14 protein-coding genes and 1 pseudogene are annotated in these 19,951 nt (G+C 62.5%); 5 read left to right on the top strand and 10 right to left on the bottom strand.

Going from position 1 to position 19,951, the window contains the following annotated elements; translation table 11 throughout:
- Positions 1-29: 29 nt before the first annotated feature.
- The 8 genes from HMPREF2743_RS06860 to HMPREF2743_RS06825 form a co-directional block, all read right to left on the bottom strand.
- Positions 30-1,253 carry a glycosyltransferase 87 family protein gene (locus HMPREF2743_RS06860; protein WP_070818438.1) on the bottom strand — a complete coding sequence of 408 codons (1,224 nt, stop codon included), beginning with the start codon at positions 1,251-1,253 and terminating at the stop codon, positions 30-32.
- 88 nt (positions 1,254-1,341) lie between these two features.
- Entirely contained in the window at positions 1,342-1,722 is a 381-nt protein-coding gene (locus HMPREF2743_RS06855) for a monovalent cation/H(+) antiporter subunit G (RefSeq protein WP_070524675.1), read from the bottom strand.
- Positions 1,719-1,991: a monovalent cation/H+ antiporter complex subunit F gene (locus HMPREF2743_RS06850; RefSeq protein ID WP_010188770.1), complete on the bottom strand. Its 273-nt coding sequence runs from the start codon at positions 1,989-1,991 to the stop codon at positions 1,719-1,721. The genes HMPREF2743_RS06855 and HMPREF2743_RS06850 overlap by 4 nt, the downstream gene beginning before the upstream one ends.
- A complete protein-coding gene (locus HMPREF2743_RS06845; RefSeq protein ID WP_070524673.1) occupies positions 1,991-2,509 on the bottom strand; it encodes a Na+/H+ antiporter subunit E in 519 nt (172 codons plus the stop codon). The genes HMPREF2743_RS06850 and HMPREF2743_RS06845 overlap by 1 nt, the downstream gene beginning before the upstream one ends.
- Positions 2,506-4,302: a Na+/H+ antiporter subunit D gene (locus HMPREF2743_RS06840; RefSeq protein ID WP_070524671.1), complete on the bottom strand. Its 1,797-nt coding sequence runs from the start codon at positions 4,300-4,302 to the stop codon at positions 2,506-2,508. Before HMPREF2743_RS06840 ends, HMPREF2743_RS06845 begins: the two co-directional genes overlap by 4 nt.
- The gene (locus tag HMPREF2743_RS06835) at positions 4,295-4,795 is read right to left on the bottom strand and encodes a Na(+)/H(+) antiporter subunit C (RefSeq protein WP_070522657.1); all 501 of its coding nucleotides are present in this window, start codon (positions 4,793-4,795) and stop codon (positions 4,295-4,297) included. The genes HMPREF2743_RS06840 and HMPREF2743_RS06835 overlap by 8 nt, the downstream gene beginning before the upstream one ends.
- Positions 4,795-7,710, bottom strand: a complete 2,916-nt coding sequence (locus tag HMPREF2743_RS06830; protein WP_070818437.1) for a Na+/H+ antiporter subunit A — start codon at positions 7,708-7,710, stop codon at positions 4,795-4,797. Before HMPREF2743_RS06830 ends, HMPREF2743_RS06835 begins: the two co-directional genes overlap by 1 nt.
- Before the next feature lie 239 nt (positions 7,711-7,949).
- Complete coding sequence (locus HMPREF2743_RS06825) at positions 7,950-9,317, bottom strand: dipeptidase (protein WP_070818436.1); 1,368 nt, start codon at positions 9,315-9,317, stop codon at positions 7,950-7,952.
- Between the two features lie 96 nt (positions 9,318-9,413).
- Between HMPREF2743_RS06825 and HMPREF2743_RS06820 the strand changes: the two are divergent.
- From HMPREF2743_RS06820 to ppk2, 5 genes and pseudogenes are all read left to right on the top strand, one after another.
- Positions 9,414-11,386: pseudogene (locus tag HMPREF2743_RS06820) on the top strand (OPT family oligopeptide transporter).
- 274 nt (positions 11,387-11,660) lie between these two features.
- On the top strand, positions 11,661-13,307 hold the full coding sequence (gene groL / locus HMPREF2743_RS06815) for a chaperonin GroEL (protein ID WP_070445838.1): 1,647 nt from the start codon (positions 11,661-11,663) through the stop codon (positions 13,305-13,307).
- Between the two features lie 637 nt (positions 13,308-13,944).
- On the top strand, positions 13,945-14,148 hold the full coding sequence (locus HMPREF2743_RS06810; protein WP_070818435.1) for a hypothetical protein: 204 nt from the start codon (positions 13,945-13,947) through the stop codon (positions 14,146-14,148).
- 32 nt (positions 14,149-14,180) lie between these two features.
- A complete protein-coding gene (locus HMPREF2743_RS12755; RefSeq protein WP_168167316.1) occupies positions 14,181-14,336 on the top strand; it encodes a hypothetical protein in 156 nt (51 codons plus the stop codon).
- A 153-nt stretch (positions 14,337-14,489) separates the two neighbouring features.
- Entirely contained in the window at positions 14,490-15,389 is a 900-nt protein-coding gene (gene ppk2, locus HMPREF2743_RS06805) for a polyphosphate kinase 2 (protein WP_010188788.1), read from the top strand.
- An 88-nt stretch (positions 15,390-15,477) separates the two neighbouring features.
- Here the strand turns inward: ppk2 and HMPREF2743_RS06800 are convergent, their stop codons facing one another.
- Both HMPREF2743_RS06800 and HMPREF2743_RS06795 read right to left on the bottom strand, forming a co-directional pair.
- Positions 15,478-19,455 (bottom strand): Pls/PosA family non-ribosomal peptide synthetase, encoded by a 3,978-nt coding sequence (locus HMPREF2743_RS06800; RefSeq protein WP_070818434.1) that lies wholly within the window; start codon positions 19,453-19,455, stop codon positions 15,478-15,480.
- Entirely contained in the window at positions 19,456-19,932 is a 477-nt protein-coding gene (locus tag HMPREF2743_RS06795) for a MarR family winged helix-turn-helix transcriptional regulator (protein ID WP_070524659.1), read from the bottom strand.
- Between the last annotated feature and the right edge of the window lie 19 nt (positions 19,933-19,951).

Genomic DNA, 19,951 nt, shown 5'->3' with positions numbered 1-19,951 from the left:
TTTGCCCCCTTATTTGATCGAAACGCCCCCTAGCTCTTCTCCACCGCGCGCTTACGCGGCGCGACGAAGCCCCACACTGCGTAGACGGCGATGAAGGCGATGCAAGACAGCGTCCACAGCGAGGTCGCCCACGGCTGGAAGGATTCGATCGCGTCGAGGTTGGCCGTGGACATGGTGAACCAGACCGGCACCGACATGAAGGGCAGCGACACCACGAACAGGGCCGCCACGGAGGCAAGACCGGCGAGCTGCTCGCCGAACTTACCGGACAGCCGTGCAGTTAGCGCCTGGTTGACGGATACGAAGACCATGACCACAAACGGGATGGTCCACACGAAGTGGTGGTACCACGAGAAGGGGGAGACCAAGCACGTACTGAGCCCAGTCAGTGCGAAGGCCGCGGTACGGTTGCCACGCAGGTATGCGGTGCGCAGCGCCAAGCAGGTAAGCGCGAAGACCGCGATGACCGCCAGCAGCCACCAGATGCCGCCATCGATGCCGAGCTCGCGGAACATAAGCGAGCGCAGCGACTTCGCCCCGGGGTTGGCGTGCTCACCCACGCGGGAAGAATTGAACATGGCATCGGTCCAGAAATCCATCGCATCGGGCACGAAGAGGAAGCCGAGCACCACGGTCACCAAGAAGGTGATGACCGCTCCTAGGGCGGCCCACCAGCGCTTCTCAAAGAGCAAAGCCAACCCCATATAAGCCGGGGTCAGCTTGATGCCCGCAGCTAAGCCAATTCCCACGCCCGGCAGGCGGCGCTTGAGCGGCAGGAAATCCAAAGCCACGAGCAGCATCAAGAAGACATTGACCTGCCCGTAGTAGAGCGAACCGTGCATCGCTTCATTCGCTGGGGTGAGCGCGGTAAGCAGCACCGCGACGAGTACCGCGGCTGGGGTCATCTTCACGCCCCGCTCGCGGAAGATCATGACGACGATCGCCAGCACTGCCAGGAACATGAGCGAGGGCCAGATAATGGTCAGCGCACCCTTGCTGAAGAAGGGCAAAACCTTGAACAGCAGACCCGCGAAGGGCGGGTAGGTGAAGGGGAATTGGAAGATATAGGGGGCGTCGTAAAGCAGGCCGCCCGCGTTGAGGTCTTCGCCCGCCATGCGGTAGATGGCGAGGTCGAAGGGGAGGATATAGGTGAAGGAGTGGGGTCCATCGAAGTGGCTGAACTTGTACACCATCACAGCGATACCCATTGCGAGGACAGCGCATATTGTTGGTACGCCTTGCAGCTTCTTCACGTCGACTCTCCTCGGATGAGCACCTATTATTGCCTTTTGCAGCCTATATTAACGCTCCCTCTTTTCCTGGGAGAAGGGGCCCGTGTCCCTACTTTCGGCGCATGGAACGCGCGGCAGGGGCCTCATTGCGCAGCATTGACTCCGGCGGGCCGTACAGGCCCTCGCGGCGGGCGATACGCGTGGTTCTTTGTGCGGTCACCGGGCTGGTGATCATGGCAAAGAGGACTAGAAGGATGAGGATTCCCAGGTCACCCTTTTCTGCCACGCTGAAATACTCCGAGCCCGTTACCTTGATGATGGCGCCCAGAATGGTGAAGATGAGGCCCGTGGTTTGGGGTTTGGCGATGGCATGCACGCGCGCCATCGTGTCCCCAAAACGTGCCACTCCAATCGCGGCCGCCAAGATGAGTATCGAGCCGACAAGGATGAGGATGATGGAGAGGACATCGGCAATCAGTGCATAACTCATGAATCCCTCTTCCTGAAGCGAGTAACGGAAACCGTAGAGATGAAGCCGAGGAGAGCCACGACCAGCATCGCGTTGGAGACTGTGGTGTCCAAGGTCCAACAGATATAGGTGGCCAGGGCGCATTGGAACATGGCCACCAGCCCGTCCATGGCGATGAGCCGGTCGAGCGAGTTGGGGCCGATGACGATGCGCCACGTGGTGATGAGGAAGGCCACCACGAGGAAGCCCGCGGCCACGGTGAGCAGGATGTTATACACGTCAGTATCCATCAGGGGTGGCTCCTTTCGAAGATGGCAATCATATCGGCCTCCAGCTTGCGCACCGCCGCGATCTCACGCTCCAGGTGGGCTTCAGAATCGGCGTCGAGCAGGTGGATGGTGAGCATGCGGTTGGCAATGTCGATATCGGACACGGTGCCGCCCGGCTGCAGGTTGTACAGGCTGACCGCCAGCGCCAGAACGAACTCATTCTCCAAGCGCATCGGGAGCCTGACAATCGCTGTCTTGGGCACCTCCTGCGGGCGCACCGCCAGCCAGCCCACCTTGACGGAAGCTTCCATCAGCTCCACAAACCACTGCACCATGAAGATGAAAAGCTTTCCCCAGCTCACCGAAATCCCCGCCACGGGCATCGCCGGCAGTGGCAGCGCGAAGACGATGAACAGGCTGGCAAGCAGCCCACCTACCAGGTTCGCCACGGTGACTTCGCCCATGAGCATGCACCACATGACGATGATCCACACCATGAACCAGGGGCGGAAGCGGTGCTTAAGCCCGGCAAATCTCATCGCGATACCTCCTTTTCATCCTTGCTCACGGTGGTGGGCAGGGCGGGCGTAGCGCTTGGCGACGTCTTCGTTGTCGGCGCCACCGGCTCCGGATCCGGGATGGGCTCGCTCCGGTTCTTGCGAGAATCCGCGCCCTCCTCGTAGCGCTCAGCGGGGTCTAGGTGGCGCGTCGGGTCCTCGGCAGAATCACCCAGCACGGCATAGCGGTAGATGGAGTCATCCTGCGCCGAGGTGGCCGCGCGGGTGGTCACACCGGAGATGGGTCCCGCCAGGAAGGACATCGACACCGAAGCGATGACGAGTAGGGAAGTGGAGGCCAGCATGCCGAAGGGCACGCGGCCGACGTCATCGCGCTCTTCTAGCTCAACGTATTCGGTGACCTCGCCCAGCGGGGAAGGACGCACCATGGCGAGGTTGCCCTCGGGTGCGTCGCCGCGGTCACGCAGGAAACCCTTGGCCCAGACGAGGACCATGACGTACAGAGTGAGCAGCGAGGTGACCACCGCGCCGCCGATGAGGACCCACGACATCCACGATCCCTCGTTCGCGCCCGCCTGGAGCAGCATGATCTTGCCCAGGAAGCCGGAGAAGGGCGGGATGCCACCCAGATTCATGGCCGGGATGAAGTACAAGATAGCGATGAGCGGTGCGGTGTAGATCAGCGAGCCCAAGCGCCGCAGCGAAGAGGTGCCGGCTTGACGCTCGATGAGGCCCACCACCAGGAAGAGCGCGGTCTGCACCAGAATGTGGTGCACAGCGTAGAAGATGGCGCCTGACAAGCCCTGCGCGGTTCCGAGGGCAACGCCGAAGATCATATAACCGATGTGGCTGACCAGCGTGAAGGACAGTAATCGTTTGATATCCGATTGGGCGATGGCACCCAAAATACCCACGAGCATCGTGGCCAGCGCGACCCACATGAGCAGGTTATCTAACCCACCAGCGGTGAAGATGGAGGTGCGCGCGCGGATGATGGCGTAGACACCGACCTTGGTGAGCAGGCCCGCGAAGACTGCGGTGACCAGCGAAGGTGCGGTGGGGTAGGAGTCCGGCAGCCAGGCGTCCAGCGGGAAGACGGCTGCCTTAATGCCGAAGGCAATGAGCAGTACGGCGAACACTGCGGAGCGCGTGCCCGCCGGGATATCTTCCATGCGGATACCAATTTGGGCCATGTTCATCGTGCCCACCGCGGCGTAGATATAAGCCAAGGCCAGCACGAAGATGAGCGAGGAGGCCATGGAGACCATGACATATCCCACGCCCGCACGCACGCGCGCAGGCGAGGCGCCGAGGGTCAGCAGCACATACGAGGCCACGAGGAAGATTTCGAAGCCCACGTAGAGGTTGAACAAATCACCGGCCAGGAAGGACACGTTTACGCCCATGGTCAGCAACATGTAGGTGGGCAGGAAGACCGCCACCGGCTCGTCCTTGGTGCCGTCGCGCACGCCCTGGGAAATGGCGTACCACATCACGGAGAACAGGACGACGGAGGAGGTAAAGAGCATGACCGTGGACAAACGGTCCGCCACCAGCGTGATGCCCACCGGCGCGTCCCAGCCGCCCACCTGCACGGTCTGAATGCCGGTGGTATCCGCGATGAAAATCAACGCGGCGTTCACCGTGGCGAGCGTGAGCAGGGAGAAGAAGGCGATGCGACGTTGCGCATGGGCATTGCGCGCAAAGAGCATCGCCAGCGCGGCGGCCAAAGCCGGGATGATGATCGGCAGGGGGATCAGGTAGCTGATATACGGCAGCAACAGATCCACCAGGGGCGAGATGGTCTCACTCATCGGTGGCCTCCTTCACGGGAGCCTCGAAGAACTCGGGGCCAAACTTATCGCCTTCCTTGGTGTTGCGGCCGGTGGTCGGGTCATTGGAAGCATCGTGGTCCGGGGCAGCCGAGGCGTTGCCTGGGCGCGAGGCCATCGCCGCGATGGCGGTGTCCTCGGTGTCGTCCTCAATCACGTCCGCCGTGCGGTAACGGTACTGGCGGTAGGCCAACGTGAGAATGAAGCCGGTCAGCGCCATCGAAATGACGATGGCCGTGAGGATCATCGCCTGAGCCAGTGGATCGGCGATTTCCTCGCCATAGGGCAGGGAAGTCCGGCCGTCGATTGGCGGCGAGCCAGCCTTACCGCCGGCCATGAGCATGAAGAGGTTCGCACCATTGCCCAGCATCAAGATGCCGAGCAGCATCTTGGTCATGGCGCGGTCTAGCAACAAGTACACCCCGGCGCCGCAGAGTACGCCCGCAGCGAGTAGGAGCATGAGGTTGGCATCCATTAGGCGCGTCCTTTCTCTGCAGTGGCAGTGGTTTCTTTCTCGTTCGCCCGGCGTGCCAGGGAGCGGGCGCGGTCGCGGGCGCGTTGCTTACGCATCTCTTCTTCCTCATCGAGCTTGGCGCCCAAGGAGGACAGGACGTAGAGCGTGAGGCCGACGACGATGAGGTAGACGCCGGCGTCGAAAATCAGCGCCGAAGGCAGGGATACATCACCGATGAGCGGCACGCCGACCTTCGTGTACCCGGTGGTCAGGGGCGGATAGCCCAAGAGCATCGGGGTGATAACTGCGCTGAGGGAAAGAAGCAGCCCCACCGCCATGGTGCGGCCGCCGTCGAGAGGCAGCGCCTCATCGAGCTCTTCGCGCCCGCCCGCCAGGTAGCGCAGAATCAGCGCCAAGGCCGCCACGAGGCCGCCGGCAAAACCGCCGCCGGGGGCGTTGTGGCCGCCGAAGAAGAAGTACAGGGAGAGCACCATCATCGAGGGGAAGAGGATGTGGGTGCTCACGTCCACCATGAGCGAGCGGTTGAGCGCCTTCTCTGATTCCACGCCCGCGGCCAGCCAGCGGCGGCCGGTGACCTGCAAGGTCGGGCGGCGGGAGGAGCGGGTGAAACTCTGCGTGCGGTAGATCAGCGAGGCGATACCCGTCGCCGCGATGATGAGCACCGTGATTTCGCCGAAGGTATCCCACGCGCGCAGGTCCACGAGCAAGACGTTGACCGTGTTGGCGCCGTGGCCGATCTCCTTGGCCAATTCCGGCATGTACTGCGAGATGGGTTCCTCGCGCCGGGCGTTGATGGCGAACATGCCCACCACGGTGACGGCCAGGCCCACGCCCACCGCCAGCCACGCGCGCAGGCGGCCGGATTTGGGGTCCTGCTTCCATTCGGTATTCGCCGGCATGCGGCGCAGCACCAGCATGAAGAGCACCATAATGATGGTCTCCACGAGGAGCTGCGTCAGCGCCAAGTCCGGTGCGCCCTGCAGCGCGAAGATGAAGGACAAGGCGTAGCCGGTCACGCCGACGAGGATGACGCCCGAGAGGCGGTTATCCAGCACGGTGGCAGCGACAGCGGCAATGATGATGATCACCGCGGCGATGGCCTGCCAAGGGTTCTCGGCCACGATCATGTGCACGTTGGTGATATCACCGTTGATGAGCATGACGATGGGCAGCACCATGAGGGTGGCGAAGATGACCGTGAGGTTGAACTGCAGCGAACCGCGCTGCGTGGAAGCGGTGATGCGCAGGGAGAGTTGGCGCAGGGCGTTGATGACGGCGTCGTAGGAGTCATCGGCCGAGCCCAAGGCCGGGTAGGTGAACTGGGCCTTCGTGAGGGCTTGGCGCTGCCAGTGCAGGAGAGAACCGGCGACGATGATGACCACGGAGAGCAGCAACGGGATGGTGAAGCCATGCCATAGCGCTAGTTCGGACGCGTGCTTCGCGCCAAAGGTGTTGTCCAGGTGCTGCGTGATGCCGTGGGACAAAGGCAGCGGCAGCAGACCAAAGAAGATGGTCAGCAGAGTCAGCACCGTCGGCGGGATCCACAGGAAGGGGCCGATGTGGTGCATATTCGCTACCGCTTCAGAGGGCTTCTCCTGCCCCTTCGAGGAGAACGCGCCCCAGAGGAAGCGCAGCGCATAGGCCATGGTCAGCGCGGAGCCGACGACGACCGTCACGAGCAGCATGTTGCGCGGCATGCCGACCAAGAGCTCCTCGTGCATGATCGCCTCGAGCGTGGCCTCCTTGGACACGAAGCCCAGCAGCGGCGGGATACCGGCCATAGACATCGCGGGGAGGAGGGCCAGGATGTACAGCGCGGGTTTCTTCTTGCCCAGGCCCGCAAGCTTGTCGATGTCCCGGGTCCCCGTCGAATGGTCGATAGCGCCGACGATCATGAAGAGCGCGGCCTTGAAGAGGGAGTGCGCGAAGGTCAGCGCCAACCCTGCCTGCATGGCCTCGCGGGATCCGATGGCGATGATGGCGGTGATAAAGCCCAGCTGCGAGACGGTACCGTAGGCCAGAACCAGCTTCAGGTCGCGCTGCTTGAGCGCCATCCAGCCACCGAGCAACATGGTGAAAGCGCCAAGGGGGATGACCACGAGGTGCCAGGTAGAAATGTCATGCACCGAGGGGGCAAGGCGCGCGACGAGGTAGATGCCGGCCTTCACCATCGCCGCGGAGTGCAGGTAGGCCGAGACTGGGGTCGGCGCGGCCATGGCGCCGGGCAGCCAGAAGTGGGCCGGGGCGATGGCGGACTTGGAGAGCGCACCGCAGAGAATCAGCACGATGGCCACGGTGAGGTAGGGGGTGTTGGCGAGGTCTTCGGTGGCGGCGATACCGCTTAAAGACCACGCGCCGGTCTGGCGGCCGAGGAGGGTGATACCCACCAACATGGCGAGGCCGCCCAGAACGGTCACCATGAGGGCCTGCTGCGCTGATCGACGCGACGAGGCACGCTCGCCGTAGTAGCTCACCAAGAGGAAAGACAGCAGGGAGGTGATTTCCCAGAAGACGTAGAGCAGCAGGAAATTATCGGAAATGACCAAGCCATACATGGCCGTGGCAAAGCCCACCATCTGGCCACCGAAGAGGGCGAGGCGCCGCCGGGAATGGTCGAAATAGCCCCAGCAATACAGCAAGACCAGCGCGCCTACTCCCAGGATGATGAGGCTGAATAACGCGGAAAGCGCGTCCATGCGGAAGCTGATGTTCAGGTGTGCCGCCGGCATCCAGTTGAGGTCATAAGCCAGCTGGTTGCCGTTGCGTAGCGTGCCAGTGGTGAGCTGCTGGAGTACCCAGAAGAAGCCGACCGCGGGCGCGATTGCCAAAAGCCCGAAGGCGCGGCGGCCAAGGTAGAAAATGAGGAATGGGGCAGCAATGGTGGCGATGACCAAAGCGCAAAAGAGGGTGAGCACGAGGTTGCAGTGGCGTCCTTTCCTTGTCGGGGGACTGGGCTAAACCCACCGCACTGGCGGGCGTTCACTAATGCTCACGATACAGTCTGAAATCCCAATTTTCACATTTTCGTTTCATCCAGTTATAAATGCGTCTCCTGTTGGCGTTCCGCCACGTCACCAACAGCGCGTCCAGAGTGCATCCGGAAGGAAGCGGGACCCCGCCCGGCGGATGGCTCTGCCGAGCGGGATCGCGCCACTTAAGCGAAGCGCTGGAGGAAGAGCGCTTCGGCGATGGCGATCTTTTCAATTTCGCTCGGGTCGACCGACTCATTGGCGGAGTGAATGGTGCACTGCGGCTCCTCGACGCCAAAGAGCGCGATCTCCGCATTCGGGTGCTTCTCCTGCAGCTCTACGGTCAGCGGGATGGATCCGCCCATGCCCTGGGTGATGGTCTCGGCCCCGAAGGCCTCGCCGAGGCACTCGCCGAGTTGAGCCACGGCGGGCTTTGCCGGATCGGTTTCGAAGCCCAGGTTGGCCTCCAGGATGGTGACCTCGATGTGTGCGCCCCACGGGACGTGCTTCTTTAGGTGCTCGGCCATGGCCTCCGCGGTGGTGCGGGGATCCATGGTGGCGGGGGTGCGCAGGTTGATGTTGGCCTCGGCGGTAGCGGGCACGGCGTTGACGGCCTCGGCCACCGGGGTGGAGGTAAAACCGGTGACGGTAATCGCCGGGCGGGCCCAAATCATATCCGCGATGGCGGTGGCACCGGCCGGATCCTTCGCGCCCATGATTTCGGTGCCCTCAAGCATCTGCGCGTCGGCGCGGAAGTTCTCCTCGCTGTAGGCGGTGTCCTGGCCCTCGGCCAGCGGCCAGGTGCCCGCACAATCGACGCCGTCGATAGTCGTGCGGCCGTACTCATCCGTCAGGGAATCCAGCGCGCGCATGAGCGCCTTGACGGCGTCGGGAGCCGCGCCGCCGAACTGGCCGGAGTGCACGGCAGAGTGGAGGGTGGAGACCTTGACGTTGATCTGGGAGCCGCCGCGCAGGGAGGTCGTCAGCGTCGGCACACCCACCTTGGCGTTGCCGGCATCGGCGATGAGGATGGCGTCGGCAGCAAAAAGCTCCGGGCGTTCCTCGATGAGCGCGGACAGGCCCTCGCCGCCGCGTTCCTCGGAACCCTCAATAAGCACGGTGAGGTTAAGGTCGGTTCCACCGTGGGCGTCGAGCGCGCGCAGTGCCGCCAGGTGCATAGCGACGTTGCCCTTGCAGTCCGCGGCGCCGCGGCCGTACCAGCGGCCATCGCGCTCAGTCAGGGTGAAAGGATCGGAATCCCAGGCCTCCGGGTTGCCGGCGGGCACCACGTCATAGTGCGAGTAGAGCAGCACCGTCTTCGCGCCCTCCTTGCCGGGGCGCTTGGCGACGATCGCCGTGGAACCATCAGCGGTGGTGATGGCTTCGGGGGTGAAGCCGACGTCGACAAGCGCTGCGTGAACCCACTCCGCCGCCTTCGCGGTCTGGTCCTCTAGACCCGGCTCGTTGTGAACGGAATTGAAGGAGACGAGCTCCTTGAGCTGCTGGAAAATGGTATCGCGGTCGTTGCTGACAAACTCAGAAATCTTGGTCATGCCCTCCAACCTACTCGTATCCCCGAATCGGTCTATCGACAAGTAGGGAGTAATATATTCCGGGTTCTAGTAACTATTCCTTAGAAAGGACCTGACATGGCGACGACGACCGCCGAAGGTTCCCAGTCCACGCTCCGCGAGCTCACGCTGCGCGGCATTATTATCGGTGGACTCATCACTCTGATCTTTACTGCCGCCAACGTGTATCTCGGCCTCAAAGTAGGCCTGACATTTGCCACGTCCATTCCTGCCGCCGTGATTTCCATGGCGGTGCTGCGCCGCTTTGCCGGGCACAACGTTAAAGAGAACAACATTGTGCAGACCATCGCGTCGGCAGCCGGTACCTTGTCCGCCATCATCTTCGTGCTCCCGGGCCTGGTGATGGTGGGCTATTGGCAGGGCTTTTCCTTCATTGATACCGCCGCAGTGTGCGCCATCGGTGGTGTGCTCGGCGTGATGTACTCCATCCCGCTGCGCCGTGCGCTGGTGACGGGCTCGGACCTGCCCTACCCGGAGGGCGTGGCCGCGGCCGAGGTCCTCAAGGTGGGCGATAGCTCCGGTGAGGACGGCGAGGCCGCCCATGAGGAAAACGCGAAGGGCCTGCGCGTCATCGTCTTCGGTGGCATCCTCTCCGCGCTCATGGCTTTGCTCGCGGCAATGAAGGCGGCTGCCTCTGAGGTGGCCACCTACTTCAAATTCGGCTCGGGCGCGACGACGCTGGGCACCTCCCTCTCGCTGGCGCTGGTCGGCGTGGGCCACCTCGTGGGTCTGGCCGTGGGTATCGCCATGCTCGTCGGCGTGGTTATTTCTTACCTCATCCTGCTGCCCATCCTGACCGGTGGTGAGGGCCTGGGTGATCCGGCTGCCATCATGGAGACCGTGGATACGGTCTTCTCCGATAGGATCCGCTTCATCGGCGTGGGCACCATGGCCATCGCGGCCGTATGGACGTTGGTTAAGATTGCGGGCCCGATTGCCAAAGGCATGGCTGAGTCCTTCGCCTCCTCCCGCAACCGTAAGGATGGCCAGCAAATGGCAGTGGAGGAGCGCGATATTCCAGCGCCCTATGTCATTGGCACCATCCTGGTCCTGATGGTTCCGATTGGCTTGCTGCTGTGGAACTTCGTGCGCGGTACCGATATTCATGACCACATGGGCGGCTGATCACGGTCTCCGTACTCTTCACCTTGCTGGTGGGCCTCGTTATCGCGTCGGTGTGTGGCTACATGGCGGGCCTCATTGGCGCTTCTAACTCGCCGATCTCCTCGATTGGCATCATCGCGGTCATCGCCGCTGCGCTGCTGATTGCCGCCGTGACCCGCGGTACGGATGCGGAGCCGCTCTCGCTGGTGGCTTATACGCTGTTTACCGCGGCCATTGTCTTCGGCATCGCGACCATTTCCAATGACAACCTGCAGGACCTCAAGACTGGTCAGCTGGTTGGCGCGACACCGTGGAAGCAACAGGTAGCGCTCATCATTGGTGTCCTCTTCGGTTCCTTGGTGATCCCGCCGATTCTCCAGGTCATGCTCACCGGCTTTGGCTTCCAGGGCATGGAAGGCGCTGGCGAGGATGCACTGGCCGCACCGCAGGCTGCGCTGATGTCCTCGGTGGCCTCCGGTATTTTCGATAACTCCCTGCCGTGGGATCTCATTGGTCTGGGCGCGGCGATTGGTGCCGTCATCATCATCGTGGATGAGTGCCTGCGCCACTTCACCGACAAGTACTCCCTGTCCCCGCTGGCAGTGGGCATGGGCATGTACCTGCCGGCGGCGATCACCATTGTGGTGCCGATTGGTGCGTTCTTGGGCTACTTCTACAACCGTTGGGCGGCACGCCAGTCCAAGCCGGATTTTGTCAAGCGCATGGGTACGTTGCTGGCCACCGGCCTCATCGTGGGCGAGTCCCTCTTCGGTGTGGTCAACGCGGGCATTATCGCGGCATCGGCCGGCGACTCCCCGCTGGAGATCTTCGAGGGCGGCACGGGAGCCAAGTTCGTTGGCGTCATCCTCTTCGTTGGCGGTATCGCTGCGGCATATAAGTGGACGGCGAAGAAGGCTGCTTCTTAAGACAGCGTGATTGGTTCTTTTTAAAGGGCGGTTCGATCAAACGGGCGGTGTTTTTGCACCGCCCGTTCGCTTATAGCGTTCGTGTTGAACCTTGCAGTCGGTAGGTCTGAGTGCCAGAATGGTCGCTAGCACTTCCACATGGCAAGTGCCAGAAATAAACAGAGTCATCTATGTGGTTGGGGCTGGAGAACACTCGCCAGCCGTGCCGTCGCGGGCGTCCGTCATAGATCAGACGTGAGTGTCGTCCTCAACAAAGCTTAAGGAGCACAAACACATGGCAAAGATCATTGCCTTCGATGAAGAGGCACGTCGCGGCCTCGAGCGTGGCCTCAACACGCTTGCCGACGCCGTCAAGGTCACCCTCGGCCCCAAGGGCCGCAACGTCGTCCTGGAGAAGTCCTGGGGCGCCCCGACCATTACCAACGACGGTGTCTCCATCGCGCGCGAGATCGAGCTCGAGGACCCGTACGAGAAGATTGGCGCTGAGCTGGTCAAGGAAGTAGCCAAGAAGACTGATGACGTCGCCGGTGACGGCACCACCACCGCTACCGTTCTGGCACAGGCTCTCGTGCGTGAGGGCCTGCGCAACGTAGCCGCTGGTTCCAACCCGATGGGCATCAAGCGCGGCATTGAGGCCGCCACCAAGAAGGTTGTTGACTCTCTGCTCTCCTCCGCGAAGGAAGTAGAGACCCAGGAAGAGATCGCCACCACTGCAGGAATCTCCGCCGCTGACCCGGCAATCGGCGAGAAGATCGCCGAGGCTATGTACACCGTGGGCAACGGCTCCGTGAACAAGGATTCCGTTATCACCGTTGAGGAGTCCAACACCTTCGGCGTTGACCTTGAGGTCACCGAAGGTATGCGCTTCGACAAGGGCTACATCTCCGGTTACTTCGCTACCGATATGGAGCGCCAGGAGGCAGTCCTCGAGGATCCGTACATCCTGCTGGTCTCCTCCAAGATCTCCAACATCAAGGACCTCGTGCCGCTGCTGGAGAAGGTTATGCAGACCGGCAAGCCGCTGCTGATTATCGCTGAGGATGTTGAGGGCGAGGCCCTGTCCACCCTCGTGGTCAACAAGATCCGCGGCACCTTCAAGTCTGTTGCTGTGAAGGCTCCGGGCTTCGGTGACCGCCGCAAGGCCACCCTGCAGGACATGGCTATCCTCACCGGCGGCCAGGTTATCTCCGAGGAGGTCGGCCTCTCCCTGGAGACCGCCGAGATCGAGTACCTCGGCCAGGCGCGCAAGGTCGTTGTGACCAAGGATGAGACCACCATCGTTCAGGGTGCTGGCTCCCAGGAGCAGATCGACGGCCGCATCAAGCAGATCCGCGCCGAGATCGAGAACTCCGACTCCGACTACGACCGCGAGAAGCTGCAGGAGCGCCTGGCCAAGCTGGCCGGCGGCGTGGCAGTCCTCAAGGTTGGTGCCGCTACCGAGGTCGAGCTTAAGGAGCGCAAGCACCGCATCGAGGATGCCGTGCGCAACGCCAAGGCTGCTGTTGAGGAGGGCATCGTTGCCGGTGGTGGCGTGGCTCTGCTGCAGGCAGCTGAGGTTCTGGATTCCCTCTCCGACCTCACCGGTGACGAGGCAACCGGCGTCAAGATTGTCCGTGAGGCGCTGTCTGCTCCGCTGAAGCAGATTGCTCAGAACGCTGGCCTGGAGCCGGGCGTTGTCGCTGACAAGGTCGCCTCCCTGCCGGCTGGCCAGGGTCTCAACGCCGCTTCTGGCGAGTACGTGGATCTCATGGCTGCGGGTATTAACGACCCGGTTAAGGTCACCCGCTCCGCGCTGCAGAACGCTGCGTCCATCGCGGCTCTGTTCCTGACCACCGAGGCTGTTGTGGCTGATAAGCCGGAACCGGCCGGTGCAGGCGCTGGCATGCCGGACGCTGACGCAATGGGCGGCATGGGCTTCTAAGCCTCCTGAAGGCCCCGTACGTCGCCCTAGCGGCAGACGATGGAGCCGAACCATCAAGGAATTGAAGCGCCCCACAAATGGCGATAAACGCTGTTTGTGGGGCGCTTCGGCGTGTCTCGGCCACTTCGCTCTTCAGATGTGCTCTTTGAGAGCTTTTCGGTATCAATATGAGAGATTTGCACCTCACCATATAAATCACGGCGAGGAGTGTGGCTCCACTCCCTTTAGTAACAGGCGTCCCACCATTAACTTTAGACCCCCAGATGGGGGTGCCCCTTCAAGAATTATTTTCAGCAGAAACTGATGCGGTTGAAAGAGAATGGCTAAAGGCTATCGCTTGCTAGAGCGAAAAACGTTACGCAATGCCGTGAGGTTTTCGCAGCTTAATCCCTGCGCCTTTCATAAAACCCCAGTTAGAATACGTTTTTAAAGTGTGCGCCCCGTTAGCGGGGAAGGTGATGGAGCGCTCGAGTGTCGATTGCCGAGGTTTAGAATTGGCGAAACTTGTGGCCCAAACGAACTTGATTTGTTGTCATCTTGTGCCAAAATACTTCTTGTGACGCCCACCGAGGGTGTCTGCAAACTGCAAACCCCTCCGGGGCAATGAATAGCTTCGGACCTAAAATAGGAGTTCATTATGGATCTCTCCCTCATTCAGACTCACCTCGACAACTTTGTTGACACCTGGCAGGGCTGGGGCAAGGTGTTCGATGGCTTCATCAAGTTCATCGACGTCTTTGCTACTGCTAACGGTGGCAACTCCAACGCTGCTGAGACCGGCCTCAACTCCCTGCAGGGCCTGAACATCTTCGCTGGCTCCTCCCAGCTGTCCTCCAAGTAATCCACACTACATACAACTCTTAAGGAGACACTATGTCTGAATTCTTTGCTGGCTCTTCCGCATTCGCTGAGGGTCTTTCCGTCGCTATTCTGCCTTTCGCTCAGATCTTCGAGGTATTCCGCGGCATCGTTTCCCCGTTTGTGTCCATCGCTGACGGCGCTTCCCAGCTGATCGGCATGTTCGTTTAAGAACAACCTCAGCTCTGAGCTTTAAAGCTCACTGAAGCAAGAAGGCCTACCGTTTCGGTAGGCCTTCTTTTCGTTTTGATTGCTGTCTTGAGGGAAGGGGTAACTGCGAAGGTTTAGGGCACTTGTGGTGTTGGTTCGGGTTAAACTAAAAGTATGGCTGACATTAAAGACGACGAACTCCCCGAGATCGACCTTGCACAGACCGACGGCTACGTCGTCGATGACTCTGATGAAGATGATCCTTCGCTGATCATGCCGGATGGCTCGCCCGTCGAGACCTGGCGCGAGAACTACCCCTACGAAGAGCGCATGACGCGCGATGAGTACGAGTCCATCAAGCGCGCCCTGCAGATAGAGCTGCTGAAGTGGCAGAACTGGACCAAGGAAACCGGCCAGCGCCACATCATCCTTTTTGAAGGCCGCGATGCCGCGGGCAAGGGTGGCACCATTAAACGCTTCAACGAGCACCTCAACCCGCGTGGTGCACGCACCGTAGCGCTAGAGAAGCCATCCCCGCGCGAGTCCACCTCGTGGTACTTCCAGCGCTATATTCAACACTTCCCGTCCGGCGGTGAAATCGTCTTCTTTGACCGCTCCTGGTACAACCGCTCCGGTGTGGAGCGTGTCATGGGCTTCTGTACGGAGTCGCAGCACGCGGAATTCTTGCGTGAGGTGCCGATGCTGGAGAATATGCTTCTGGGCTCTGGTATTTCGCTTACCAAGCTGTGGTTCTCCGTGACCCGCAAGGAGCAGCGCACCCGCTTTGCTATTCGCCAGATCGACCCCGTCCGTCAGTGGAAGCTTTCGCCCATGGACTTGGCATCGCTAGATAAGTGGGATGATTACACCCGCGCCAAGGAGGAGCAGTTCCGCTACACGGATACTGAAGAGTCTCCGTGGATCACCATTAAGTCCAACGATAAGAAGCGCGCCCGCATTAACGCGATGCGCTACGTGCTCTCCAAGTTTGAGTACACCAACAAGGATCACGAGCTCGTTGATCAGGTAGATGACAAGATCGTCAAGCGTGGACGCGACCAGATCGGTGACTAGTCACCACGCACCGGCCGCGCATTAGCGGCTCGTGCATGCATAAAGAAAGAGGCGGCCAGGTATCCTGACCGCCTCTTTCTTTATGTAGCTAATGTTTCCACGGTTCAATCGGGTTGCCCTGCCACTCGGAGTTGCCAGGGACTTGGTCGCCGCGCATCACCAAGGAACCGGGGCCGACGGTTGCCACGCTGCCAATGACCGAGGCTGGCAGCGCCACCGAATGCGATCCCAAGGTGGCACCAGCCTTAATGGTCACGGTGTCCAGGCTCATCACGCGGTCCTGGAAGAGGTGCGTTTGCACCACAGTGCCGGGGCCAACGGACGCGCCTTCGCCCACGAAGCACAGGTCCGTCTCGGGGAACCAGTAAGAATCGATCCACGCGCCGCGGCCAATCGTCACGCCGAGAGCGCGCAGGCCCTGGTTGATTTCGCCCATGCCATACGTGTGGCTAAAGAACCATGGGGCAGCAACAGCCTCCACAAAGGTGTCCTGCAGCTCGTTGAGCCACACGAAGGCGGACCACAGTGGGTGGTCGCCAGCGGTCTGCGTGCCCACGCAGATCCACTTCACCGCGACGGTGATGGTCATGGCGATGGCGCCGGCCACCATGAGGATGAGGCCGCCGAGGGCCCAGGCGGCGGCGATGCCGAGGGCGTCGGCAAGCGCGTAAAGCGATGCCAGGGTGCCCGCCAGCAGCATGGCCGAGGTCATCGGCGCCAGCAGACGCATGGTCTCAATCGCACCACGCGCGGCCTTGACCCCAAAGCCCGGGTTATAGGTCAGGGATTCGCCCTCCACACCGTCCACGTGGGCCTCGACGCGGCGCATGCGCTCCGGCGGGGAACCCCACCAGTTAGCGCCGGACTTGGTCTTCTTTGGTGTCGAGGAGAGCACGGCAACCAGCGAGTTCTTCGACAGCTTGCGGCCCGGGCCTGTGATGCCGGAGTTGCCCACGAAGGAACGCTTGCCCACCTTGGTCTCACCCGTGAGCAGCCATCCGCCGCCGAGCTCATAGCCGCCGATCATGGTGTCATCCGCCAGGAAGGCACCGTCTTTGACCTCAGTGAGCTTGGGCACCATGACAGCCGTGGAAATCTCCACGTCCTTGCCAATCGTGGCGCCCAAGGAACGCAGCCACGCCGGGGTGAGCTGCGAAGCATAGATGGGGAAGAGCTGCGTGCGGGCCTCGTCCATGAGCCTCTCGATGGTCCACAAGCGCCAACCTTTGGCGGAGCGCACCGGTGCGACACCGGGTGTGATGCCAATGGAAAGCAAGCGCACGCCCAGCCAGGTTTGCAGCATATAGGTAGCAAACGCCACTAGGGCGCCGAGCGGCGCGAAGAAGATGGAGCCGACGAAGGCGGAGCCATCGGTCAGCGCGATGAGGCTAACGACGACAGCCGCGCCGACCGCCAGCGCCACAATGGGCTGCAAGGCTAGCAGGACGGACGTGAAGTCATACACAGGAACCCATAGCGGGCGGCGTTTCGGGGTATGGGACGGGAAGCGGTGCTTGGAGCGGCCCACCTTCTTGGCGGGGGAGCCGGACCAGCGCTGGCCGTCCTTGACCTTTTTGCGCCCCGTCACGGTGGAGCCGGCCTCCACGTGGGCGTACTTGCCCACGACGGTGCCCGGCAGCAGCGTGGAGCGCGCACCCACGCGCGCGCCTTCCTTGACTTCAATGGCACCGACGCGGAGGATATCGCCGTCCAGCCAGTAGCCGGTGAGGTCCACTTCCGGTTCAATAGCGGCGTGCTTGCCCAAGGTCAGCAGCCCCGTCACAGGCGGCAGCGAGTGGAGATCCACACCGCGGCCAATCTTCACGCCCAGAGCGCGGGCATAGTTATTGACGCGGGTAGCGCCCGCCAGGGAGCTGGCGCCTATGGCATTAACCCAGCGCTCCGCTGCCCAAATGCGCAGGTGCGTGGAACCGCCGCGCGGATACTCGCCGGGCGTGATGCCGGCGGTGATTAGCCGCGCCCCGAAACCACCGATGGGGATGCGGCCGATGGGAGCGACAAAGATGACGAGGAGAAGAATGACCAGCCACCACGGGGTGGTCATGGCCCAGTCCACGCCCAGTAGGTTCGCCACGTTGGAGCCCAGCAGCAACCAGGCCAGCCACGTCGTGGCGGCCAGCGTCATTACGGGGATCTGGATGAGTGTTTGCGCGATGCGCGTGCCGGCGCGCACGGGCGCTACCTCGCGTGCAGGCCCTGCGTCCTCCACGGACTCGGCACCAGCAAGCTGCTCCGCCAGGGAGCCCAAGCGCGGGTGGTCATAGAGATCGCGCACGGCCACGGTAGGGAAGCGCTCGCGGATGCGGCCGACCAAGGTCGCTGCGGCAAGGGAGGTGCCGCCGAGGGAGAAGAAGTCCGCGTTGACGTCCTCGACGGAAACACCCAGGGTGTCCACCCACAGCTCCGCCAGCCACTGCTCGGTGGGGTTGAGGCCGTCTGCCTCCACGCCTACTCCTGGCAGCGGCCACGGCAGGGCCTTCTTATCCACCTTGCCGGAGGTGCGAATCGGCAGCTCTTCCATGATGCAGATGCGCGGGACGAGCGCTGCCGGCATGGTCTCCGCCAGGCGGGCATGCGCGGCCTCGTGGTCGAAGCCGGCATCCGGGTCATCCAGGGAGACGTAGCCGACGAGCACGGACTCGCCGCCCGGTGTCTTCTGCACGGCCACGGCGGAGTTGTACACGTTCGGCAGGGCGGCGACGTTAGCCTCCACCTCACCGAGCTCGATGCGGCGGCCACCAATCTTGACCTGGTCATCGACGCGGCCGACAAAGTACAGGCCATCCTCTTCCAAACGCACGTGGTCACCGGTGCGGTAGGCGCGCTCCCAGCCCAGGGACTCCAGCGGCGCGTACTTCTCTGCATCCTTCACCGGGTCCAGGTAGGCAGCCAGGCCCACACCACCGATGACGAGTTCGCCTACCTCACCGATGTTCACGGGGACGCCGTGCTTGTCGACGACCACCAGATCCCAGCCCTTCAGCGGCAGCCCAATCGACACGGGCTTGCCGGGCAGCATGCGCTGCGCGCAGGCCACGACGGTGGCCTCGGTGGGACCGTAGGTATTCCACATCTCGCGGTCCTCGGTGGCCAGGCGGTCCGTGAGCTCCTGGGAGCAGGCCTCGCCGCCAACGATGAGAAGGCGGATGTTGTCTAGGGCCTCGGCGGGCCAGAGGCCGGCCAAGGTCGGCACAGTGGAGACCACCGTGATGTCGCGGCGGATGAGCCAGGGACCCAAGTCCATCCCGGAGCGCACCAGGGAGCGAGGGGCCGGGACCAAACAGGCACCGTGACCCCAGGCCAGCCACATTTCCTCGCAGGAGGCGTCGAAGGCCACGGACAGGCCGGCCAGGACGCGGTCGTCCGGGCCGAGCGGGCCATGCGGGTTATCTGCCAGGAAGAGGGCTGCCTCGGCGTCGACGAAGGCGGCCGCGGAGCGGTGGCTGACGGCCACGCCCTTGGGCTTGCCCGTCGATCCGGAGGTAAAAATGATCCACGCGGTGTCTTCGGGGCGCGGCTCCTGGAAAAGTGCGCCGTCTCTACCGTCCCTTTCGTCGAACGTGGGGCGCGCCGCCCCACCTTCCCGCAGCATGCGGAAACCTTCGTCGGTGAAGACACCGTCGATATCGGCCTCACCGAAGACCATTTCGGCGCGCTCATCGGGGTCGTCGGCGTCGACGGGCACGTAGGCCGCGCCGGCGGCGAGCGTGGACAGGATGGCCAGGTAGAGCTCGCGCTTGCCGGAGGTCATTCGGATGCCGATGCGGTCGCCGCGGCGCACTCCGCTGGCGTAGAGTTCGGTGGCCCATGCGGAGACGTCGGCAAGCAGCTCGGCGTAGGTGAGGATTTCACCGTCGTCGAGCGCGGCGGCTTCGGGGTAGTGCTCGGCGGTGGTTTGAACGATATCCCAGAGGGTGCGCGCGGGGGCGGCCTCGGAGCCTAGCAGGTAGTGTTCGGGGACCTCGGGCATCGTCGGGGTCTCGGGCTCGTCTGTGCGGAGGGCGTGGCGGCCCCCAGTACTAGGAAGGTTATCGGGTTCCGACATTTAAGCATCACTGCTTTCTGTATCACCGGGTGCGTCAGCCGCGATGATGGCGGTGGCCAGCTTGCGCAGGTGCTTGAGCTGCTTGTTGGTGGACGCGTCGAGGGCTTCGTCCTCAGCCTTCGCTACCAAAACGGTGAGCTCCTTGTGCGCCTTCACGCCTTTCTTGGTGGAGGCAATGATTTGGCGGCGGCGGTCTTTGGCATCCCGCTCGCGCTTAACCCAGTGGCGGGACTCCAGGGAATCGAGCAGGCGCACCATGTCGGAGGCGTCAATGGCCAAGGTTTCCGATAGTGCGGACTGCGAGGACGCGGCCTCCGCAACGAGGCAGGTGAGAACCCAGTACTCGCGCAGGGTGGTCTTCTGCGTTTGCAGCGCGGCCTCGACGCCCTCGCGGGTGCGGCGGCGGAGGCGCTCCAGCTGGAAGGAGGGGGACTCCAGGAGCGCGGTAGGGATGGAAACAGAATTCAATGAAGGCATGCCGATGATTCTAACGCGC

This window comes from Corynebacterium sp. HMSC036D02 (genome assembly GCF_001836165.1).
Classification (GTDB): domain Bacteria; phylum Actinomycetota; class Actinomycetes; order Mycobacteriales; family Mycobacteriaceae; genus Corynebacterium.
Note: the sequence above shows the minus strand (reverse complement) of the source record. Positions and strands in the feature narration are given on the sequence as shown.